Below are 21,325 nucleotides of genomic sequence, written 5' to 3'. Positions count from 1 at the left end.
CACTTTACGAACAAACATTCGATTTTGAAGTGCTCCATTTAAAAGTTACCCGTTTTTCACCAAAAGAAAAAGTCCAGCACGGCGGCTGGACTGTTTTTTTAGCTGGATTTTGATTTTGACTCACTGAAGTGTCCGGATTTTCGTCCGTTTATTACCGGGCTCACTGACGAACAAAATCCCGAGATCGTGATGATCCTGTTCATAAAAAGCCCGCTGTGCGAACCGGACGTCTCCGTTATGGTTCATAACTTCGAGACGGAGATACGGCTTATGTTTTTGAATCGCTTCATAAAATGATTTCTCCGACTCGACGAACTCTCCGTTGACCTTATAAATCGCTTCACCCGGAATCAGTCCCATCTCAGAAGCCGGTTTCTCCGGTAACGTCCCGAGAATGACGACACCACGTTTTCCATTAAGGAACAACGGGGTCTGTGACCGGTTGAGTCGCTTCGTCCGCTGATGCAGAATCAGGTGAATAATTAACAAGACAGGCAAGCCGTACAACCAGACATCCTGTCCGGTCAAGAATGCCCCTGCCGCGAGCACGACAGACAATAAGAACGTGATCAGTCGCCCTTGGATCAGGGGACGGATCAACTGTTCCGGTAACTGGCCAGTAAAGAGGAAGCTGAAGCCGACCGGCAAGAACAGGACGATCGGAACGAACTCCGGAAACGACCATTGCGGAATGAAGGCTTCCAGACTGCTTCCCGGCACAAGGACGACGAGCGGAATCAACCACAGTTTATTGGACGATAGACCACCGATGTAACGTCCCCGTTTCGACAAGACGAGCGAAGGCGATAAATTCTTTTTTCCCCGCCAGATGAGCAACAGGAATTCGGCACCTAACGATAGGGCTGCAAGCAGTAACCAATCGCTGACACTGACATCCCGAAGACCATCAATCCGGTCACTCGTCATGAACCAGGTGACACCTGCTAAGATGACAAGCGACCCTAACGGTAAATTGAATCGAATGATACCAGTTAACAGAATCAAGAACGTCAACACCATGAAAGCAATCAGAAACTCGGACGAGACCGTCAATGCAAGACTTACACTGATGACGGATAAGACAAGACCAACTACGAAGCCGGGAACAAGCGTTTCGAAGACATCGGTCCGTTTGCTGCGCGTCCGTGACCGGAACAGGTTCCGTTCACGTTTGACACGTCGCACACTGAGTAAAAAACTGACTAGAATTGCTAACCACAAGATTGGACTAGCAAAGAGACTAATCACTGTCCAACCGATTCCATCGAGTAATTCCACGCTCATTCAGACCTCTTTCTGTGAGTTATTGTGCAGCGACTTCCAACGCCTTGATGCGCTGAACATCATTTTTTTGATCTTCCAGTTTCTTCAGAAGACGGCTTTCCATTTCGGATGCCGTCACTTGATCGATTTTACCGGTCACTTCGAGCTTCGCTTCTTTTTGGAGACGCTCGACAGCCTGTTTCATCGTATCGCCGAAGTAACCGTCCTGCCCTTTTGGATCGAAGCCGATCGCTTCGAGAACCAGGTGCGCGTTTTCAACAGCTTTGCCGTAATCTCCGCTTGCAAGTGTCTTGTCATCCGTTAGAATCTTCGTCACATTGAAGTAATCCGGCTGTTTGACTTCGACTGTCGGCTTGACGCCTTTTTTATGAATCCAGTTTCCGTCCGGAGTCAGCCATTTATTCGTCGTCAGTTTCAAATCACTGCCATCTTTTAAATCATAGGCACTTTGAACGATTCCTTTTCCGAACGACTTCGTCCCGACCACTTCCGCACCGGCACCTTCTTTTAGACCGGCTGCCAGAATTTCAGAAGCCGAGGCCGATCCACTGTCTTCGAGGACAACGAGCTTATAGGGTTTCTTCTCGTCCGCTTTCCCGAATTCCTGCGTCCGTTCGCCTTTGTTATCTTCTACTTGGAAAATCGGTGTCTCCTTCGGAATGAACGGAGCAATCATTTGTGAGACTGCCGTCAGCAGACCACCCGGATTTCCCCGGACATCAATGACAAGTCCATCAATGTTTTTCTCTTCGAGCGCTGCGAGTTGTTTTTCGAACTCTTTTGCCGTCGGGTCCGAGAATTGTGTCACTTGCAGGACACCGATCGTCTTGCCGTTAACTTTTTCTGTCTTCGAGTAGACGGTTTCGATCGGAATCGTATCGCGGACGATCGTAATCTTCATCGGATCCTGTCCGCCGCGTTGAATCGTCAAGACGACTTTCGTGCCTTTTTCGCCGCGGATTTTTTTTACCGCTTGATCCGTTTTCTGTCCTTTTGTTGATTTACCGTCGATTTCTAAAATAATATCTCCTGGTTTGATACCGGCTTTTTCAGCAGGCGATCCCTTGATCGGTGAGACGATAACAATCGATTCGCCTTTTTGTTCAAGCGTCGCGCCGATTCCTTCGAACGACGATGACAAGTTCGTGTTGAACGATGCGGTTTCCGATTCGTCCATATAAACGGAATACGGATCTTCGAGGACTTCCGTCATTCCCGTCAATGCTCCTTCTAACAACTCTTGATCCGATACGTCTTCCAAATAATTTTGTGAAATCATCTGTCGGACCTGATCAATCTTTTTCCAATCCCCCGTTGCTTTAGACGAAGAACCCGTCGCCACTGAATCCGTTCCACCTGCCGCTAACATCCCGACAGCCCCTGCTCCAAGACCCAAACCAAACGTACTGACCGCTATGACGGCCGTTGTCGATTTTTTCACGCGTAATTCCTCGTTTCTGGTGTAAACCTGCTATTTTTTTCAGTATAGCAAAAAAAGATAGGTTACCCTACCTTTTCGTCAGTCGCGTATTGAAGTTATAAGATGTAAGGTGCCGGATCAACCGCATTCGGTTGCCCGACGGCCCACTCGCCGCGATGAATCTCAAAATGAAGATGCGGTCCCGTCGACCAGCCGGTTGAACCGAGTTTGCCGACGATATCCCCCGGCATGACCGTTTGTCCGGCCGTGACCGAGACAGAATCGAGATGCCCGTAAACGGTCGTCCAGACTTTGCCTTCAATCAGATGCGTAATCATGACGACATTTCCGTAGCCGGTCGCACTGCCAGCCCGGAGGACAATCCCACCGGCCGCTGCTTTGATTGGTGTTCCTTTGGCATTAACGAGATCCAGTCCGGTATGCCGTTCCGACTTCCCGGTCAGCGGATTATTGCGAGGACCGAACGGGGACGAGACATAGCCGGTCACAGGCAACAGGAAGGGCTTCAAGGCCGTTCCCGTTTCGGGTGTCGCCGGTTGGGAAGAAGGTGCTTCCGTTACCGGTTCCGAAGCCGTCGGCGGGCGAGACGTCGTTTGGTTTTGTTCTTTCTGCGCTTTTGCTTCCTGTTCTGCCTGCCGCTCGGCCTCTGCTGCTTCCCGGGCGGCTGCTTCGGCTGCTCTTTGCGCCGCTTCTGCACGTTCTTTTGCCTCTTGTCGGGCCTGTAGTTCGGCCGCCCGCAACTCTTCCAGCTGACGACTGATCAGACGTTGTTGGTCCTCAAGGATCGCGGCTTCCTCCGCTTTCGTGAACTGTTCCTGCTGTAACTGTTTAACCTGATTGTTCAACCGGACAACCAGTGTCCGTTTGACTTCGGATTCCGCGATGATCCGGGTCTTTAGAATCAATAGCTTCCGCTGCTCTTTTTTTAGTTGTCCGAGAATCAGTTCCTGCTCGGACCGTTGTTCTGTTAATTGTTTGACGTTCGCTTGGTACGTCTGTAAGACACCATCGTCCTGCTGGATGATTTCACTGACGGTGCTGAAACGTGAAATCAAATCCCCAAAATCCTTGGCATCGAGCAATACTTCGATGTATTTGACATCCCCATCCCGTTGAACGGACCGCAGACGGTCTCCGATCAATTTTTCCTGCGCTCGCAGTTTGGTCTCAGTTTGACTGACGGCACGGGTGACGATCGCCAGTTCCTCTTTGGCAACAGAAACAGCCGCCTGTTGATCCGCAATCTTACTCGCTAAATCTTCCAGACGGCTGTTGACTTCATCAAGACGCGCTTTCGCTTCCTTGCGCTCTTGTTTCGTCAAGACTAACTTCTCCGATGTCTGATTCTGCGATTGTTCCGTCTCTTGCAGACGGGACTCGACCTCCTGTTGTTCCTTCAACAAATCTTCCTTGGACGTTGCCTGAACGGATACACTTGAACCAATTAATGCCAAGCTTAGGACGGTAGAACAGAATCGGACCTTCATGAGAAGCATCTCTCCTCTATCTTTTATTTGATTTTAAGTCGTTATATCTTCAAGAAGCGGCCAAGTGACGTCGTTGATCCCCACACACCGATGAAAGCACCAAGTGCAAGCAGGATGACAGAAACCTGAATCGACAGTTCACCCGGTGGAATCAAGGTGAAGATCGAGGCATTCAAGGACACGAGCTGCGGTTGCAATGCATTGTACGTCACTTCATATCCGAAGTAGACGACGGCAATCGGAATCAGTGCCCCGAGTACCCCCATCAATAATCCTTCGATGAAGAACGGTGCACGGATGAAGCCGTTTTTCGCACCGACGAGTCGCATGATTTCAATCTCACGGCGACGTGAGAAAATCGTGACCTTGATCGTATTCGAGATGAGGAACATTGCCATGAATGTCAAACCGACAATCAGGATGATTCCGCCGATTCGAACCCCTTCAAGGAAGTTGAACATCTTCTCAACATAATCTTCGCCATATTCGACACTATCTATATTTTCCATTTTTTTGACTGTATTTGCAATAGTTTCTGTCTCATTTGGTGAAGTTGCCTTGACGATATACCGGTCGTGGAGCGGATTATCCTTCTCAACCGACTGATACGCTTGTGATCCTTCGCCAAGCTGTTCCTTGAAGCGGTCCAGTTCTTCTTCTTTTGAGCTGTAACGAACAGATTCAACACCCGGCATCTGTTCTAATTTTTTTCCAACTGCATCGATTTTTGCCTGATCGGACTCTCGTTCGACGAATACTTGAATTTCGACGTCTTTTTCGACGTTATCGGAAATCTTGTTGACGTTGAACATGACCATCGCAAAAATCCCTACGAGTAATAAGGTCACGGTAACGGCACTGACGGAAGCGAATGTCATCCAGCCGTTTCGGACGAGACCTTTTGCCCCTTCCCGTAAATGACGGAATCCATTAAACTTCATAGCCGTACATTCCTTTCTCTTCGTCTCGGACGATTTTTCCACCGTCAATTGCGAGGACGCGATGACGCATCTTATTGACGATATCTCGGTTGTGGGTCGCCATTACGACCGTTGTCCCACGGCGATAAATCTCTTCAAACACTTCCATGATCTCCCATGCCGTATCCGGGTCGAGGTTTCCTGTCGGCTCATCAGCGATGACGAGTGACGGACGATTGACAATGGCTCTCGCAATCGAGATCCGTTGTTGTTCTCCACCGGATAGTTCATCAGGATAGTTACGTTCCTTGTGCTTCAACTTCACGAGATCGAGTACTTCAAGCACTTTCTTACGGATTTGCGAGCGGTCTTCCCCGACGACTTCAAGGGCGAACGCGACGTTTTCATAAACCGTCAAGGACGGGAGTAGTTTAAAGTCTTGGAAGATGACGCCGATTTGGCGACGAAGTTCGGGGATCTGGCGGTTTTTCAACTTGCCTACTTCAATTCCTTTAAATAAAAACGAACCGCTTGTCGGCCGTTCTTCGCGATACATCATTTTCATGAATGTCGATTTTCCGGCTCCGGATGGACCAACGATGTAGACGAATTCGCCTTGGTTGATCGTCAAATTGACTTCACGAAGTGCCGTGACACCGTTCGGATAAATCTTGCTGACTTGTTGCATCTTGATCACTTGCTTCACATCCTTACTTGATTACTGATGGTGATCAGATAGGTCTTAACGCCTACCGAACACCATTATAACAGGCAACATTTTTTAAGCACATTACAATCAAATGTCATTTCCGGCTGATTTAGATAAAAAAAGGGGGCCGGACGGCGAACACTTGTCATGTTCGTCATCTCTAGCCCCATACTATCACATAATTATTTTTTGTCAGCTAACCAATCCGCAACCGCAACGATTTCTTTATCATCTTTCAGGATGCCAGCTGGCATTTGCCCGTTACCGTTTTTAATGATTTTTTGGATCTCTTCCGATGATAACTTGGCCCCGACTTTCGTCAAGTTTGGTCCGACGTTACCTTCGAGATTCTTCCCGTGACACGAAGCACAGTTGTTGGCAAAGATTTTTTCAGCATCAACCGCTGTTTCTGTTTTTGACGAATCATCACTCATCGTCGATTCGTCTTTTGATGTATCTGACGAACTTGAATCGTCACTGCCACATGCGCCGAGTACGAGTGTCGCACCGAGTCCTGCTGCGAGTAAAAGATTTTTCAGTTTCATCCGGATTCCCCCTTAGTAAGTACAAAACCACATTGTTATCTACTAGAGTATAACCGTTATTCGTACTTTCTAAGCGTGATTTCACAAAAACTTCACGAATGACTAACGTTTACGGCACATTCCGGTACCGTTTATCGTCCGAGAAACCAAGCCCTAACACTTCATGGGCTTCACTGACGACCAAAAAGGCAGTCGGATCAATGTGCTTGACGATTTCCTTTAATGTCGTGATTTCCCCTTGCCGGACGACAACCATTAACATCGGTTTCCGCGTCCGTGTAAAGGCACCGGCAGCTTCGATTTCCGTCGCCCCCCGGTCAAGCGTCTGGAAAATCTCTTTGACGAGCGCTTCCCGTTGATCCGAGATGATATACGCCAGTTTGTCGTTCGTGATGCCGAGCTGGACGACATCAATCATCTTGATCGTAATGAACAAGGCGACGAGGGCATACAAGCCGATCTCAAGTGAAAAGATGATGGCGGCACTGATGACGATCGTTCCGTCGAGCATGGCGATACACAGATGAAGCGGAATTTTGGTGAAGCGATGCAAAATCTGGGCAATCAAGTCCATCCCGCCGGTCGAGGCGCGGGCTTTAAAAATCAGACCGAGACCGATTCCGACACCGGCTCCGCCGAAGATCGCGGCGAGCATCGGATTCATCGTCGCTGCCGGCACTTCAAACCGTTCATAGACTAAGATGACGACCGGTAAAAAGATCGAGCCGACAAGCGATTTGACGCCAAAGCCCATCCCGAGAATCATCCAGCCGATCGCAAGCAGGACGATGTTGGCGATTAATTGAAACAAGCCCGGTGAAATCCCGAACAGATCGTTCAAGACGATCGACAGACCGCTGACGCCTCCGGAGGCCAACTGGTTCGGGGCCAAAAATAAACTGAAGGCACTGGCGACGAACACCGAACCGAGTAGTAAATAGATATAGTCGCGAACGACTTCCTGACGTGTTGATGTCATAACGTTACATTTCCCCTTACATAAGTTCTACAACCCGTTTTTCATTTTAGCGGAAAAACAGATGAGCGACTAGAAGGGCTGAGCAACTCGCAGTGGTTCTCTTATACCGCACTAAAGGGTTTTGAGTACCGGACGACACCATTAATCCCTTTTAAGGCCTGCCGTTCGAGCGGCATGACGAGAAAGACATCCGTCGGCACCGGAAACGGCGCTTCGATTCCGTAATCGACAGCCCGCTCGAATCCGAACTGCGGATAATAACTGTCATGACCGAGGACGACGATATGCGCTTCACCGGCTTCCCGGGCATCTTCAATCACTTGACGGATCAGTTCCGAGCCGATGCCTTTCCGTTGCCAGTGCGGTTTGACACCGACCGGAGCGAGTGCGAGCGACGGGATGTCTTCGATGTAAATCCGGCTCAGTAAGACATGACCGACAATCTCTCCCTTGTCCGTTACGGCGACGCGGCTATAGTGCGGGAGCGACTCCTCGTCTTCCCGTAACGCTTCGACGAGATCGGCTTCTGTCCGCTGACCAAACGCGGCTTGATGGACGAGCCGAATTCCGGCGGCATCTTTGAATATTTCTGTACGAATCTGCATCTGCTTCGCCTCCTGAATCGATTGGTAGAAAAAAACCGCCGACACAAAGGCCGGCGGGATATAAACTTACATATTCATTAAGCGCAGGTACGCATCGATGAAGCCCATGATGTCTCCATCCATTGCGCCTTGCGTATTCCCGACTTCGTAGTTCGTCCGGTGATCCTTGACCATGCTGTATGGGTGGAAGACGTACGAACGGATTTGGCTACCCCAGGCGATGTCTGATTTTTCGCCGCGGATTTCGTCGAGTTTCTTTTGTTTCTCTTCGATTTCACGTTGGTAGAGTTTTGCTTTCAACATCTTCATTGCCGCTTCACGGTTCTTGATTTGCGACCGTTCCTGCTGACATGAGACGACGACGCCTGTCGGAATGTGGGTGATCCGAACGGCAGAGTCCGTCGTATTGATGTGCTGTCCACCGGCACCGGATGCCCGGTACGTATCGACACGCAAGTCTTCCGTCCGGATATCGATATCGATGTCATCGTTGAATTCCGGCATGACGTCACATGAAACGAACGACGTATGGCGACGGCCTGACGAATCAAACGGTGAAATCCGGACAAGACGGTGAATTCCTTTTTCCGCTTTCAAATACCCATAGGCATTATGCCCTTGGATACGGAGTGTGACCGATTTGACACCGGCTTCGTCACCCGGCTGATAGTCCATCGTTTCGACTTTCCAGCCTTGCTTGTCGCAGAAACGCTGGTACATCCGGAGTAACATCGATGCCCAGTCTTGCGACTCGGTTCCGCCCGCTCCCGGGTGTAATTCGAGAATCGCATTGTTCGCATCGTATTCGCCGTTCAACAGGATTTGCAATTCGAACTCGTCAAATTTCTTTTTGATGTCGCCGAGTTCCGACTCCAGTTCTTCCTGCAATTCGACGTCCGGCTCTTCTTTAATCAATTCGTACGTCAAAACGATGTTTTCGTGACCGTCTGCGAGGTGCTGGTATTTATCGACCATCGCTTTCAGACCGTTTGATTCGTCGATGACCTTTTGAGCCGACTCCTGATTGTTCCAGAAGTCCGGATATGTCATCTCATTTTCAAGCTCCTCAATGCGTGAGATTTTGTTCTCGAGATCGAGCGATGCTTTGTATTCAGCGAGTTTCTTTTCCATCCACTCGGCGGTATTGCGTATTTCTGCTAATTCCATTGTGTTCCACCTTCTCTTTCCGTCAAAAGAGGCAGGAATCTCCCGCCTCTTTCAGCCGCTTCGTCACTTATGCCTGACGGCCGTGACAGTTCTTATATTTTTTACCGGATCCGCACCAACATGGGTCGTTACGTCCGATTTGTTCATTTGGATTTTTGCGGACCGGCGCTTTTTTGACGACCTTGTCCTCTTTTCCGGAAACCGCGACTTCATCTTTGACGACTTTCTCGCGTTTCAGGTTCGGATCAAGATCCGCACGGAGAACGAACTGTGTCACTTCTTCCGCAATCGCTGCGTTCATCGTGTCAAACATCAGCGAACCTTCCGATTGATACTCACGAAGTGGATCGTTTTGACCGTAGGCACGTAAATGAATCCCTTCACGCAATTGATCCATCTGATCGATATGATTCATCCAGTGCTGATCGACGGCGCGGAGAACGATGACTTTCTCGAACTCGTCAAACGCTTCAGCCGGTACTTCCGAGCGTTTGTGCTCGTAATGGGCAAAAGTCCGTTCTTTTAACAGTTCGATGATTTCTTCGCGTTCCTTACCGAACAGATCCTGTTCCGACACTTTTTCTTCGAGCGCAAGCGTTTGGTTGGCCCATTCCGCTAATGCACCGATGCTCCACTCTTCCGGAACGAACTCGATTGGCGTGTACTGATGGACACCGGCTTCAATCGTCTGTTCGATCATCGGACGGACGATATTTGAAACCGACTGGGCATCAAGAATCGCAGCCCGGTCCGCGTACATGACTTTCCGTTGGTCCGCCATGACGTTATCATATCCGAGAACCTGTTTCCGGGCATCGAAGTTATTTCCTTCGACCCGTTTTTGTGCCGATTCAACGGCCCGTGAGACCATCCGGCTTTCGATTGGTTGGGAATCATCCATTCCGAGACGATCCATCATCGATTGCAGGGAATCCGATCCGAAACGGCGCATCAATTCATCTTCAAGTGACAGATAGAACTGCGATGCCCCTGGATCCCCTTGACGTCCGGCACGACCACGGAGCTGATTATCGATCCGGCGGGATTCGTGACGTTCTGTCCCGAGGATGTAAAGACCACCTTTTTCGATGACCCCTTGTCCCAGCTTGATGTCGGTACCACGACCGGCCATGTTCGTTGCGATCGTGACCGCGTTCGGTTGTCCCGCATTCTCAACGATTTCCGCTTCCCGTGCATGGTTTTTCGCATTCAAGACTTCATGGCGGATGCCGCGTTTCTTGAGAATGCTGCTGAGGAGTTCAGACGTCTCGACCGCTACTGTACCGACAAGGACCGGTTGTCCTTCGCGGTGGGCACGTTCGATTTCGTCCGCGACTGCCGCAAATTTCCCGTTCATCGTCTTGAAGATCAAGTCCGGCTGATCGTCCCGGACGATTGGTTTGTTCGTCGGAACCGGTACGACATGCATGTTATAGATGTTACGGAACTCTTCTTCCTCGGTTTTCGCTGTCCCGGTCATGCCGGCAAGCTTCGTGTACATCCGGAAGAAGTTTTGGTACGTGATCGTCGCAAGCGTCATTGATTCACGTTGAATCTCGACGCCTTCCTTCGCTTCAATCGCCTGGTGCAGCCCTTCCGAATAACGGCGGCCTTCCATGACACGTCCCGTGAACTGATCGATGATCATGACTTCGTCTTCACGAATCATGTAATCGACGTCCCGGTGCATGACTGAATTCGCACGGAGCGCAAGACTCAAGTGATGGTTCAAAGCGATGTGATCGAGCGCGAACAAGTTATCGATGCCGAAATATTTTTCAGCACGGTCGATGCCCTGTTCCGTCAGTAAAACACTTTTCGTTTTGATGTCGACGGTATAGTCTTCATCTGCTTTCATCATCTTCGCGAACATATCTGCCTGCGAATAGAGTGCTGTTGATTTTTCGGCAGAACCGGAAATGATCAGCGGTGTCCGCGCTTCATCGACAAGAATCGAGTCGACTTCATCGACGACAGCAAAGGACAGCGGACGCTGCACGCGGTCTTCTTTATAGAGGACCATGTTGTCACGCAAATAATCAAATCCAAATTCATTGTTCGTTCCGTATGTGATGTCACAGTTGTAGGCCGCTTGTTTCTCTTGACGCGACATACTCGACAAGTTCAGACCAACTGATAAACCGAGTGCTGCATAAAGTGGTTCCATGATGTCCCGGTCACGTTTCGCCAAATATTCGTTGACGGTGATGACGTGGACGCCGTTTCCGGCGAGGGCATTCAAATAGACAGGAAGTGTCGCAACAAGCGTTTTCCCTTCCCCGGTCTTCATTTCAGCGATATCGCCGTTGTGCAGGACGTATCCGCCAATCAGCTGGACACGGTAATGACGCATCCCGAGGACACGTGTCGACACTTCACGACAGACCGCAAAAGCTTCCGGTAAAATATCATCGAGGTCTTCCCCGTTCTCAAGACGAGTCCGGAATTCAACCGCTTTTCCTTCTAATTCTTGATCCGATAAGGCAGCCACTTGTGCCTCAAATGATTCAACGGCATCCGCCGCTTTTTCTGCTTTTTTCAGAACACGTTTTGTCGGTGCGAATAACTCTTTTAGAAAATTAGCCATGCCTTACAGTCCCCTTACTTCGAACGATTCTTAAAACGAACAGAATTCCGAGATTTTTCCTTTATTCAGTGTACCGAATACGCCGTCAAATTTCAACACGCGGACCATCCGGGTCACGGGAAATACAACTTTAGTCTGAGACAACTTCTATTCATGAATAGTTTTTTATCATACCAAAAGAGGACTTACTCCGTGGAGTAAGTCCTCTGTAGATTCATTATTCTGGTTCAATCAAGCCATAACGGCCATCTTTTCGACGGTAGACGACGTTCGTGTTACCCGTTTCAGCGTCTGAGAAGACGAAGAACGTGTGACCGAGCATGTCCATTTGAAGAATCGCTTCTTCCGTATCCATCGGCTTGAGTGTGAAACGTTTTGTCCGAACAAGTTCGAGTTCCGCTTCATCCTCTTCGTAGACAGGTGCTTCTGCCTCCGGTCCTTCGAGCGTTTTGAAGTACTCCCCAATACCGCCTTCTTTGGCACGGCCTCTCCGGTTGATCTTCGTTTTATGTTTCCGGATTTGACGTTCGAGCTTATCGACGACGAGGTCGATGGCTGCGTACATGTCGCCATTGACATCCTCTGCGCGAAGCAAGAGGTTTGGCATTGGAATCGTCACTTCGACTTTTTGTTTCTCATTGTTGACTTTGAGATTGACATAAGCCGTCTGCGCTTCCGTAGGAGTTGTAAAATAACGAGTTAACTTTTCAAGCTTTTTCTCGACGTAGTCCTTGAGAGCATCTGTGACGTCCAAGTTTTCACCGCGAATGTTGTAGATCATGTAAACTCCTCCTTAAGTAACCGGTTGAACCTATGAATTCGTCATCGTTTCAGTCGTTTCCTTCTGAAGATTCAAAATTCTTTTGGTTCGTAATTATTATACCACGATAAGCCATACAAGGAAATGAAAACGATGACATTCTGTTGAACATCTGCCTTGAATCTTAGCGTACTATAATAGTTATTGCATGTTGATATTAGCGTATATACCCTTAACAAATTGAGATGAAACAAAAAAACCGCTTTTAGGGGATTCCTAAAAACGGTGGCGGCTGCTAACGGGATTACAGTTTCGAGACGTTTGCTGCTTGAGGACCACGATCGCCATCGACGATTTCGAACTCTACTTCTTCGCCTTCTTCAAGTGATTTGTAGCCTTCTGCTTGAATTGCCGAGAAGTGGACGAAGACGTCTTTTGCATCCGATGTCTCGATGAAGCCGTAACCTTTTTCAGCATTAAACCATTTTACTTTACCTTGTTCCATTCGAATTCACGTTCCCTTCGCAAACTGGATAGCGAGAGCAAGCTCTCTACCATCTATACTAGCAAAAGAAGCAATTATTGACAATTAAAAATTCTGATTAATTTGAATTCAATATCAAATCAAACCTAATGAAGCCACTTATTGCTCTATATTTCAAAAAATTACATTGTCATTACAGGTGTAGTATTGTATTATATCGTTAGTAATTACCTATTTTATCCATTGTCCTATCTAAGGAGGATGCAGTCGAATGCGACCATTCCATAATGACGAAAAGTATCGAATCACGAAACGGACCGTTGCGATTTTGCCCTGTTATGACATGATGAAACAATCCATCATCGTCTTAGAAGACGGGTCAACGATCATGACGCCGCTTCGTCCGTATCAACTCCTGCAGTTATCTTGCAGACAGTACAACAGTTCCATCGAGGAACGGATTGTCACCGCTAAACGTGTCGCTTCCGTGAAAGGAAAAGTTCCGGTCGTCATCGAACCGACACTTGGTCTTGTCTTTTTCCCTACCAAATCACCAAAACGTGATGATTGCGAGTGGTATGCCTGGAGTCATATGTCCGAAGTCATCGAGGAAGACGGACAGACGAAACTCAAAACTCGTAACGGCATGATCCTTCCCGTAAACGCCTCTCCTTACATCGTCCGCAACCAAATGAAAGCAACCGGCGAGCTGATGGCTCGTTACCAGCAATTAAACGCGATGACATTAGAGGACCGCTTTAATGCAATTAAATCTTAAAAAAAATGGGTTGGGCGATGATTTCGCTCAATCCTTTTTTGTTTGTGCCGATATATAATAAGATGAAGAATTTTTCAAGAAAGGAGGTTCATCGATGAATATCCAGATGAATCCAACAAGTCCGACCCGTTCCACCCCCACGACCACCTTATCGGAGACTAAAACATACAGCGGGACAGTCCTTGAAAAGACAGGTCCGAATACGGCCCTCGTCCAGGTCGGCCGCGAGAAGGTCGAGATGACCTTCACCGGTGACGTCCCGGAAGGCACCTTTCAATTCCAGGTCAAAGGCCAAACGACAGAAGGTTACCTGATTGAACAGGTGACGGAACAGACCGATCCTGATGTCCCGGTGACCGGAACGACCAAACCGGATTCATCTGGTGTCGATGCGACCTTACTCGATGATCTCCCACCGGAATTAAAACAAGCCGTCGCCCGACTGCTTGCGACGGGGCAACTGCCGCAGACACCGGAAACGGTCGCCCGACTCGTCGCTGCCCTGCAAGGAACGTATAAAGACCTTGTTCTTCAGCTCGTGACACGTCCGTCCGACAGTGCGCTGCCGGCCGACGCCGACGTCCTGATTGCCCAGTTGCTCGGCGCAACCGATACATTGGTGGACATTTTACCGGAACGTCAAGCGGTGATCGAGAAACCGACGCTCAGCAACGTCATTGCACTCGACGTCGCCCGCGCGACACTTCCGACGCATCACGACATCGATCAAGCGACACCGGTCGCCCTCCGGCAGATTGCGGCGCATGTTCCAGCAGACGTCCGACCAGATATCCTCGGCCGGATCGATCGCGGTGAACTGCGAGAAGTCCGAGAGCAGCTGCAGTCTTATTTCCCAAGTGAACGCCCCGTGCTGACGGAACGACCAGCGCCAAGCAAACTTGAACAACTGACCGCTGTCATTGCGCAAGCACAAGCAGTGCCGGCAGAAAAAATTAGTCCGCCCGCCGCACCCGTCCGGTCGAATCTGACGGTCATTGCCGAAGTGACACCCCGACTCGCCGAAGTGACAAATGACTTCCGGCGTGAGCAACGGACGATCGTCTCGCAACTGCGGCAAATTGAACCGCTTGTCGAAGAACGTCCGCTCCAAATGGCCCAAGTCATCGAAAGTACGGCAAATCGCCTGCGGCAAACGTTCCAGCAGACGGACGCAATGTTACATACGAGCATGCGTGATGAAAAACAATTGATTCAACTGTTATCAAAACTCGAACGGGGAACGGAACTCGCCCTGCTCGGACGCGGCGCGGAAGCCAAAGCCGTCGTCCAGGATGTCCGCCAAACACTGGAAGCGTTCCGCTACTCCCCGGCGAATGTCCGGACAGCTTACTTACCGGAACTGAATCCAAGCTTACGGCCGGCTGTTGCAAACACGCAGCAAACAAATCAGCCCGGTTCACCAAACCAATCGGCTTCGACCGCGCAACGACCGATTCCCTATGAACCAGGACAAAACAGTCCACGAGTTTTACAGGAGACGGTCCAAAAAACGCTCCAGTTGCAGACGGCGGAATTAAAACTCGCGACACCGGCGGCGAATCCGGAAGCGGCGAAACTGCAAACGTTCCTGAACACACAGCAGCAGATCAATAAACCGGACAGCAACCAGCAGTTGCAACAACTGTTGCTCGCTCTGCCCGTTCAGCTCGTCGAAGGGACAGCCGGACTGCACGTCCACTTACAAAATAAACGCCCGGATGAAGTGATCGACTGGGAAAACAATACGTTATATGTCCAACTCGAGACACCACGGCTCGGCGACATCGGCGTTCGTGTCGAGACCGTTAACCGGAAGATGCAGATTACGATCGAAAATGATTTCCCACTCCTTGAGCGTCTGGCAACACCGTTCCTTGAACGGACGACGGAAGCCCTGCAGGCGACCGGTTATCAGGATGTCCGCATCCGCTTCGATGCCTTTACGAAAGATCACACGACACCAGAAACCGTCAAACCGGACGAGACACCGACCGGTTACGATTACCGGATTTAAGGAGGCCCTATGTATCAGAAAATTGATTTAAAACACCGGAAATCAGCGGCCGTCCTCCGGTACGATGAAGCGTCGGGCAATGCCCCGATCGTCGTCGCCCGGGCAACGGGTGCCGCAGCGGATCGGATTTTACAGGAAGCCCGTGCAAGCGGCGTCGCGATTGAACAGGACACGTCGCTGCTCGGTCACCTGCTTGACCTTGATCTCGGAACGGCAATCCCCCCACAACTGTATGATGTAATGGCCGAATTGTTACTGTTGATTGAAGAACTCGATCACGCGAAAGGACGGAACTCATGACCGAACAAGAACTGTACCAGATGACACCCCAACAATTGACGGAGACGATGTTAAAAGGCTTGGTCTTTCAATATGAACAGGCGATCATCGGTCGCGACGAGCGACGGTTCGATGCTGTCAACGTCCGTCTGCAAAAAGCCTACCAGCTGCTTGAAAAACTGCAGGCCGGTTTGAACGACGAAGGCGGCATCATCACAGCGCAACTCGATCAATTGTATTATTACTTAGCGGAACAGACATTACAGGCTTACGTCGAGCCGACACGCCTAGACGAAGTGTTACAGCTGACGGAAGAACTGTTAATCACCTGGCAAGCGGCCAGTCTGAAAAAAGACCGTCCCCTCGTCCGGGCGGCACACCATGAGCGTTACGAAGGGATGGACTATTAATGCGGATTTCAAACAACGTACAGGCTTTAAAAGCCTACCGAAACTTAAGTGCCAATCAGATGAACGTCAAGACGACGATGGATAAATTATCGAGTGGCCAAAAAATCAACCGTGGTGCTGACGATGCAGCCGGTCTTGCGATTTCGGAAAAGATGCGCAATCGACTCAAAGCGCTCGATAAAGCGGAACAGAACGTCCTCGACGGAATTTCAATGGTCCAGACGGTCGAAGGTGGACTCGGCGAAACACATAACCTGTTGCAACGGATGCGCGAACTGGCCGTTCAAGCCGGTAATAGCACACTCGCGACAGAAGACCGGACCGCGATTCAGGAAGAAATCAACCAGTTGACGAATGAAGTCTCACGGATTGCTGAGACAACCCAGTTCAACGGCAAAAAATTACTGACAGGTGCATACGGAAAAGACAATGCCGTCTTCATCCAGACAAACGCCGGTGCGAATGAAGGCATTGCCTTGACAATCGATGATATGCGGGGACTGAATATCGGAATCAGTACGACCGTCAAACCGAATGCCGACGCCCTGGAACTGGATTACCCAAGCGTCAATACAACACCGGAATACGCGCTCAGTGTCATGACAGGCAGCGATGCCGATCAGGCTATCAGCCTTTATACACAAGCAATCGATACGATTTCCCAGCAACGGGCAAAACTCGGAGCAATCCAAAACCGGTTCGAAGCAACATCATCCGTCCTCAGTGTCAGTAAAGAAAACCTGACGGCGTCCGAGTCACGGATTCGTGATACCGATATGGCGCGTGAGATGATGGAGTATGCGAAGTACAATATCCTGAATCAATCGGGTATGGCAATGATCGCCCAGGCCAATGCCTTACCGCAAGGTGTCTTGCAATTACTCAACTAATCAACTAACCAAAGGAGGAATCAACGATGGACATCCGGCGCATTCAAGAAACAAGCCGCCTTCAGACACCTAAGAGCGGACCACGTGAGGTCGAAGCGTCGACGACGTTTTCAGCTTTGATGCAAGATAAACGTGAGCATAAAGGCTACGAACGTCTCCAACAAAAGTTGCTGCTCGTCGAAGAGCACGGTCAGTTACTGGCAGAAAGTCAAACGATTGAACATCTCGAAGACTATAAAGAAAAAATCAAGGACTTCTTAAAAGATGCCCTCGATCAGTCGCAACAACTCGAAGAAAAACGTGGCTTCAACCGCCGTGGACGAACGAAAATCTACAAGGTCGTCGAACAAGTCGATGCGAAGTTGTTGCAACTGACCGACAACGTCATTTCCGGCGAATCACGCCGATTGGAGATTCTCGACCAAATCGGTGAAATCAAAGGAATGCTCGTCAACGTTTTTGTCTAAATTCATCTTGAGGAGCCCGTCCGATGCCTGACCTGTATATGAAAAAATGCCGTTGCCCCTACTGCCTCAAAGAAACGGAGACGAAACGTGTCTTGAGCCGACATATTCGTGTCGAACATACCGATATGGATGGTTTCATTCATTATCAGGGACCAAACGTCTATTTTTACGAACCCATCCAGTGCAATCACTGTCGCTTTATTTTCCATGAAGCGTTTGAAAAACTACGGCCTGATGTCCGGATTCTACTGGAAACGGACATATTATCGATGCTTCCGGTCTTACCTTTTTCTGCAACAGAACGTTCTGTGAAACAAGTACTGTATCTATACAAACTATGCTTGTATATGGCACAAATCACGTTACAAAAAGACAGCATCCAAGCGATGCTTGGCATTCGAATTTCCTGGATGTATCGGTTGCTGGAAGATTTGGAGCAAGAACTTTCTTGGACGATGCGATCTGTCCAAAAATACGAAACCATTTACTTAAACTATACGGACGCAGTCCGAACGGGCATTCCTCACGATGTCTTACTTTTACGAATCAGTGATTTGTATGCAACGCTAGGCGATACAGATAACGCCAAACAATGGTACAGTCTCATTTTCCAAAGTAAAACTGTTTCTGATCGAATTAAAAAGGAAGCCCGCGAGCACTGGGAATTGTACCGTGAACAACATACCATTTGATTTCATCCCCTGTTTGTCTGAGATGTGTTGGACGAAACAGGGGTTTTCTCTCCTGTTGACGAAATGCATATATATAAGACATCGAGAAAAGAGGTGGACACATGACGAGACCACATGCAATCAGTCTTCTTTATTTACTTGTGACCTATCTGGTTCTAGCATTGACGCTTGACCAAACGTTGACCCCTGCCATCGCCGGCAGCATTACCTTAATCGGCTTAAGTTTTTGTGCCTCGTCAGCGTTTGTTCACTTTTTAAAACCATCCAATCATCCGTACCGCAGAATGGGGCTGGCAATTGTCTTGTTTTGGCTCGGCATTGTCCTCAACGTTGTGTTGGCACTGTTACCAAATCGTCTCCATCCTGTCTGGTCCGATGCCTTGGCAAACATGACGCTGACGCTCTTTTTACTCTTGACTGCTATGACACTGGCCCGCTTGATCGTCTGGTCGTCATTCCGTCAAAACCGGTTGCTTTATCTCGATGGCTTTATTTTATTCGGCATGTCGCTCGTCTTTGGGTATGTGATGATTTTACAGTACGTCCCTGACTTTGCCCGGACTACCGTCGAATTGATTGCGATGACAATCTACGCACTTTGTTTCATGGCACTTATTTTATTTTTTCTGATTCTCTATACAACTGGCTTACGCGGTGCGCCGCAACATCGGATTCTGATTCAGGCCGTTGCCTTATTTTGTTTCACGAACTTCGGGTACTATACGTTTCTGATCCGTAATCAACTCGACATCGCAGCGCTTTTTTTACCGTTCTACCCGCTTAGCTTGTTTGGGCTGATTCGCTATTTCCGGCAAGTCCCACCACCGATTACATACATATATACCTTGTCGCGGCCATATTTACCGTATATCAGTCTGGTACTTTTACTCGTTTGGATCTCGTTTTTCAAAGTGCCGAACATCGTCTATATCTTGACGATCACACTGCTCTTTTCGTTATTTTTAATCCGACAATATTTCTCAGAACGACTCAATCAGCAGTTGCTCGAAGAACATGAAGTCGCCCAGCTTAATCTCGCAAAGCGCGTCAAGGAAAAGACCGCACTCCTCGAATTAAGAAAAGAAGAATACCGGCGCCTGTTTCTCGATCATCCGGATCCGATTCTGCAAATCAATCGAACAGGCACACTCCAGACGATGAATCCGGCAGCAGTCCAGCGATTCGGTCGACAACTATCAGAACGGCTGTCACACCAACTCCGACAAGAAGTCGTGCGTTTAGAGTCGAGTCGCAAGTTACTGTTACAAGATGATTCCCTCACGTATGACACGACGTTGATTCCGGTACCGGATCAGGATTACATCTACGTTCTGTTAGCCGATATCACGGAGACACTCGAACAACAACAGTGGCTCGAAGGACTTGGGTATCATGATGTCTTGACCCGGTTGCCAAATCGTCGTTATTTCGAACATTTCCTGCAAGAGCGACTCACGCAGATTACAGCCGGTTCGTTACTGTTCATTGATCTTGACGGCTTCAAACAAATCAACGACTCGTATGGGCATGACGCCGGTGACTATGTTCTGCAAGAAACAGCGAATCGCCTCCAGCTCCATCTGCGGGACGACGAGGTCGCAGCCCGGCTTGGCGGTGACGAATTCATCGTCTTCCTGCCGCGCTCAAAGGCAGATACGATTCTTTACACCGAAGAACTGATCGCTCAGCTGAATGAACCGTTTTGGTTTAATGACAGCGCAATGTCCGTCACGCCGTCAATCGGGATTGCCCGATATCCGGACGACGGGACAACGACGAGCTTGTTGTTGATTCGGGCCGATGAAGCAATGTACAGCGTCAAACAACACGAAAAAAACGCTTATCGGTTTAAATGAAAGAGGACCTTCCACAGTGGAAGGTCCTCTTTCATTACAACGACTCACGTCGATATTTTTCTTCTTCATACGCATCCGGTAAATCGGAAATCGGACGTTCGGCTTCTTCCCAGGATTCCGACTCGACATCCGGTTCGATGAACTGATCGTACGAGCCGTCAGATCGATAAAATGGTTTGACGACCTTTCGTTTCTTGTCTTCACGTTTTGTCACACGAGATCCCTCCCTAAGGCTAGAAAGTTACTGACGAGAATCAAAATACGGTGAAAAACTACCTTCGACTTCTTCATACGGATCAACATACGATTTTCGACTCGTTTTCGTCTGACGCAATTGATTGATTTGTACCCCTAATTTAGCGGTTTCTGACGATAATTTCAAGTCGATTTTTTGACTGTCGGCGACAAGTTCCTGAATAACGGCCTGATTCGCACCAGCCAGTAAGTTCGAATGAGCCGCGATAAACGCTTCGCGTTCGTTCAACAAGTTCTGGATCTTCAGCAACCACTCGTCATAGACGTCTTCTTCCGGCGTTTGCTCCAGCAGTTCCATCAGATGTTTTGTCTTCAGACGGAGCGGATCAAGCGGACTCATCGTTGACGCGCGAGCTTCATCGCTTCTTTCCACGTTTCGCGGAATTCTTCCGCAAAACTAATCACTTCGTCGATTGCCACAACGTCATTCTTGACGTTGGCATCAATTAAACGACCTTGCATATAGTCATACAAGTTATTTAAGTCTTTTGACAAGGCAATCGATTGATTAAGCGTCAATTGAAGCTCAAGGATGATTGCCTGCGCTTTTTGAATGTTCGTGTTTTTTTGTTCAATCAATCCTTGTTCGATTGCACGCTTGGCGAGCATGGAGAACTTAATTAGTCCTTCATACAACATCAACGTTAAGTCTTGTGGTAAAGCGGTTGTAACCGAGTTCGTTTGGTACGTTGCGTATGGGTTCGCCATCTGAAATC

23 protein-coding genes are annotated in these 21,325 nt (G+C 49.0%); 8 read left to right on the top strand and 15 right to left on the bottom strand.

The annotated features are described in order from the left end of the window. Positions 1-120: 120 nt before the first annotated feature. The 12 genes from MUN34_RS01850 to MUN34_RS01795 form a co-directional block, all read right to left on the bottom strand. The gene (locus MUN34_RS01850) at positions 121-1,284 is read right to left on the bottom strand and encodes a PDZ domain-containing protein (protein ID WP_247856753.1); all 1,164 of its coding nucleotides are present in this window, start codon (positions 1,282-1,284) and stop codon (positions 121-123) included. A gap of 19 nt (positions 1,285-1,303) precedes the next feature. After that, positions 1,304-2,725, bottom strand: a complete 1,422-nt coding sequence (locus MUN34_RS01845; RefSeq protein WP_247856752.1) for a S41 family peptidase — start codon at positions 2,723-2,725, stop codon at positions 1,304-1,306. A gap of 95 nt (positions 2,726-2,820) precedes the next feature. After that, positions 2,821-4,212 (bottom strand): M23 family metallopeptidase, encoded by a 1,392-nt coding sequence (locus MUN34_RS01840; RefSeq protein ID WP_247856751.1) that lies wholly within the window; start codon positions 4,210-4,212, stop codon positions 2,821-2,823. Positions 4,213-4,253: 41 nt separating this feature from the next. Continuing rightward, positions 4,254-5,153, bottom strand: coding sequence for a permease-like cell division protein FtsX (gene ftsX, locus MUN34_RS01835; protein WP_012371286.1), 900 nt, complete (start codon positions 5,151-5,153; stop codon positions 4,254-4,256). Then, positions 5,143-5,829, bottom strand: coding sequence for a cell division ATP-binding protein FtsE (ftsE, locus tag MUN34_RS01830; protein WP_014971187.1), 687 nt, complete (start codon positions 5,827-5,829; stop codon positions 5,143-5,145). The genes ftsX and ftsE overlap by 11 nt, the downstream gene beginning before the upstream one ends. Positions 5,830-6,023: 194 nt before the next feature. Continuing rightward, entirely contained in the window at positions 6,024-6,386 is a 363-nt protein-coding gene (cccB, locus tag MUN34_RS01825) for a cytochrome c551 (RefSeq protein WP_200868717.1), read from the bottom strand. Between the two features lie 109 nt (positions 6,387-6,495). Beyond that, positions 6,496-7,365 (bottom strand): YitT family protein, encoded by an 870-nt coding sequence (locus tag MUN34_RS01820; protein WP_026827563.1) that lies wholly within the window; start codon positions 7,363-7,365, stop codon positions 6,496-6,498. A gap of 101 nt (positions 7,366-7,466) precedes the next feature. Next, positions 7,467-7,970: a GNAT family N-acetyltransferase gene (locus tag MUN34_RS01815; protein ID WP_247856750.1), complete on the bottom strand. Its 504-nt coding sequence runs from the start codon at positions 7,968-7,970 to the stop codon at positions 7,467-7,469. Between the two features lie 66 nt (positions 7,971-8,036). Beyond that, on the bottom strand, positions 8,037-9,137 hold the full coding sequence (gene prfB / locus MUN34_RS01810) for a peptide chain release factor 2 (RefSeq protein WP_026827561.1): 1,101 nt from the start codon (positions 9,135-9,137) through the stop codon (positions 8,037-8,039). A 67-nt stretch (positions 9,138-9,204) separates the two neighbouring features. After that, positions 9,205-11,724, bottom strand: a complete 2,520-nt coding sequence (gene secA / locus MUN34_RS01805) for a preprotein translocase subunit SecA (RefSeq protein WP_026827560.1) — start codon at positions 11,722-11,724, stop codon at positions 9,205-9,207. Between the two features lie 217 nt (positions 11,725-11,941). Continuing rightward, complete coding sequence (gene hpf, locus MUN34_RS01800) at positions 11,942-12,505, bottom strand: ribosome hibernation-promoting factor, HPF/YfiA family (protein WP_026827559.1); 564 nt, start codon at positions 12,503-12,505, stop codon at positions 11,942-11,944. Between the two features lie 283 nt (positions 12,506-12,788). Beyond that, on the bottom strand, positions 12,789-12,989 hold the full coding sequence (locus tag MUN34_RS01795; protein WP_026827558.1) for a cold shock domain-containing protein: 201 nt from the start codon (positions 12,987-12,989) through the stop codon (positions 12,789-12,791). A gap of 250 nt (positions 12,990-13,239) precedes the next feature. On the opposite strand from MUN34_RS01795, the gene MUN34_RS01790 reads away from it, so the two are divergent. The 8 genes from MUN34_RS01790 to MUN34_RS01755 all read left to right on the top strand — a co-directional run bounded on the left by MUN34_RS01790 (position 13,240) and on the right by MUN34_RS01755 (position 20,354). Next, positions 13,240-13,746, top strand: a complete 507-nt coding sequence (locus MUN34_RS01790; RefSeq protein ID WP_026827557.1) for a competence protein ComK — start codon at positions 13,240-13,242, stop codon at positions 13,744-13,746. Positions 13,747-13,840: 94 nt separating this feature from the next. Further along, positions 13,841-15,760, top strand: coding sequence for a serine/threonine-protein kinase (locus MUN34_RS01785; protein WP_247856749.1), 1,920 nt, complete (start codon positions 13,841-13,843; stop codon positions 15,758-15,760). 9 nt (positions 15,761-15,769) lie between these two features. Beyond that, the gene (locus tag MUN34_RS01780; protein ID WP_012371297.1) at positions 15,770-16,060 is read left to right on the top strand and encodes an EscU/YscU/HrcU family type III secretion system export apparatus switch protein; all 291 of its coding nucleotides are present in this window, start codon (positions 15,770-15,772) and stop codon (positions 16,058-16,060) included. Continuing rightward, positions 16,057-16,449: a flagellar export chaperone FliS gene (locus MUN34_RS01775; protein ID WP_247856748.1), complete on the top strand. Its 393-nt coding sequence runs from the start codon at positions 16,057-16,059 to the stop codon at positions 16,447-16,449. Before MUN34_RS01780 ends, MUN34_RS01775 begins: the two co-directional genes overlap by 4 nt. Then, on the top strand, positions 16,449-17,339 hold the full coding sequence (locus tag MUN34_RS01770) for a flagellin N-terminal helical domain-containing protein (RefSeq protein ID WP_026827553.1): 891 nt from the start codon (positions 16,449-16,451) through the stop codon (positions 17,337-17,339). Before MUN34_RS01775 ends, MUN34_RS01770 begins: the two co-directional genes overlap by 1 nt. A 26-nt stretch (positions 17,340-17,365) precedes the next feature. Next, positions 17,366-17,806 carry a YaaR family protein gene (locus tag MUN34_RS01765; protein WP_026827552.1) on the top strand — a complete coding sequence of 147 codons (441 nt, stop codon included), beginning with the start codon at positions 17,366-17,368 and terminating at the stop codon, positions 17,804-17,806. Between the two features lie 23 nt (positions 17,807-17,829). Further along, a complete protein-coding gene (locus MUN34_RS01760) occupies positions 17,830-18,498 on the top strand; it encodes a DUF2225 domain-containing protein (RefSeq protein ID WP_247856746.1) in 669 nt (222 codons plus the stop codon). Between the two features lie 101 nt (positions 18,499-18,599). Next, positions 18,600-20,354 (top strand): GGDEF domain-containing protein, encoded by a 1,755-nt coding sequence (locus MUN34_RS01755; protein WP_247856745.1) that lies wholly within the window; start codon positions 18,600-18,602, stop codon positions 20,352-20,354. Between the two features lie 34 nt (positions 20,355-20,388). On the opposite strand, the gene MUN34_RS01750 is transcribed toward MUN34_RS01755, so the two are convergent. The 3 genes from MUN34_RS01750 to fliS are packed head-to-tail and all read right to left on the bottom strand — an operon-like array spanning position 20,389 to position 21,317. After that, positions 20,389-20,568, bottom strand: coding sequence for a hypothetical protein (locus MUN34_RS01750; protein WP_012371303.1), 180 nt, complete (start codon positions 20,566-20,568; stop codon positions 20,389-20,391). 27 nt (positions 20,569-20,595) lie between these two features. Beyond that, positions 20,596-20,982 (bottom strand): hypothetical protein, encoded by a 387-nt coding sequence (locus MUN34_RS01745; RefSeq protein WP_247856744.1) that lies wholly within the window; start codon positions 20,980-20,982, stop codon positions 20,596-20,598. Next, positions 20,946-21,317, bottom strand: a complete 372-nt coding sequence (gene fliS, locus MUN34_RS01740; RefSeq protein ID WP_026827547.1) for a flagellar export chaperone FliS — start codon at positions 21,315-21,317, stop codon at positions 20,946-20,948. The genes MUN34_RS01745 and fliS overlap by 37 nt, the downstream gene beginning before the upstream one ends. Positions 21,318-21,325 lie beyond the last annotated feature (8 nt).

The sequence above is a fragment of the Exiguobacterium sp. 17-1 genome (genome assembly GCF_023096305.1).
In the GTDB taxonomy this organism is placed as follows: domain Bacteria; phylum Bacillota; class Bacilli; order Exiguobacteriales; family Exiguobacteriaceae; genus Exiguobacterium_A; species Exiguobacterium_A sibiricum_A.
The sequence above is the reverse complement of the archived record's forward strand: the minus strand, read 5'-3'. Positions and strand labels throughout refer to the sequence as shown.

Bases quoted from the DNA above. Each gene is read 5' to 3' on its own strand.
- MUN34_RS01790 (WP_026827557.1), top strand. From the start codon at position 13,240: ATGCGACCATTCCATAATGACGAAAAGTATCGAATCACGAAACGGACC.
- MUN34_RS01775 (WP_247856748.1), top strand. From the start codon at position 16,057: ATGACCGAACAAGAACTGTACCAGATGACACCCCAACAATTGACGGAG.
- MUN34_RS01765 (WP_026827552.1), top strand. From the start codon at position 17,366: ATGGACATCCGGCGCATTCAAGAAACAAGCCGCCTTCAGACACCTAAG.
- MUN34_RS01760 (WP_247856746.1), top strand. From the start codon at position 17,830: ATGCCTGACCTGTATATGAAAAAATGCCGTTGCCCCTACTGCCTCAAA.
- MUN34_RS01755 (WP_247856745.1), top strand. From the start codon at position 18,600: ATGACGAGACCACATGCAATCAGTCTTCTTTATTTACTTGTGACCTAT.
- hpf (WP_026827559.1), bottom strand. From the start codon at position 12,505: ATGATCTACAACATTCGCGGTGAAAACTTGGACGTCACAGATGCTCTC.
- cccB (WP_200868717.1), bottom strand. From the start codon at position 6,386: ATGAAACTGAAAAATCTTTTACTCGCAGCAGGACTCGGTGCGACACTC.
- prfB (WP_026827561.1), bottom strand. From the start codon at position 9,137: ATGGAATTAGCAGAAATACGCAATACCGCCGAGTGGATGGAAAAGAAA.
- MUN34_RS01815 (WP_247856750.1), bottom strand. From the start codon at position 7,970: ATGCAGATTCGTACAGAAATATTCAAAGATGCCGCCGGAATTCGGCTC.
- MUN34_RS01840 (WP_247856751.1), bottom strand. From the start codon at position 4,212: ATGAAGGTCCGATTCTGTTCTACCGTCCTAAGCTTGGCATTAATTGGT.
- ftsX (WP_012371286.1), bottom strand. From the start codon at position 5,153: ATGAAGTTTAATGGATTCCGTCATTTACGGGAAGGGGCAAAAGGTCTC.
- secA (WP_026827560.1), bottom strand. From the start codon at position 11,724: ATGGCTAATTTTCTAAAAGAGTTATTCGCACCGACAAAACGTGTTCTG.
- MUN34_RS01850 (WP_247856753.1), bottom strand. From the start codon at position 1,284: ATGAGCGTGGAATTACTCGATGGAATCGGTTGGACAGTGATTAGTCTC.
- MUN34_RS01820 (WP_026827563.1), bottom strand. From the start codon at position 7,365: ATGACATCAACACGTCAGGAAGTCGTTCGCGACTATATCTATTTACTA.
- MUN34_RS01770 (WP_026827553.1), top strand. From the start codon at position 16,449: ATGCGGATTTCAAACAACGTACAGGCTTTAAAAGCCTACCGAAACTTA.
- MUN34_RS01785 (WP_247856749.1), top strand. From the start codon at position 13,841: ATGAATATCCAGATGAATCCAACAAGTCCGACCCGTTCCACCCCCACG.
- MUN34_RS01795 (WP_026827558.1), bottom strand. From the start codon at position 12,989: ATGGAACAAGGTAAAGTAAAATGGTTTAATGCTGAAAAAGGTTACGGC.
- MUN34_RS01780 (WP_012371297.1), top strand. From the start codon at position 15,770: ATGTATCAGAAAATTGATTTAAAACACCGGAAATCAGCGGCCGTCCTC.
- fliS (WP_026827547.1), bottom strand. From the start codon at position 21,317: ATGGCGAACCCATACGCAACGTACCAAACGAACTCGGTTACAACCGCT.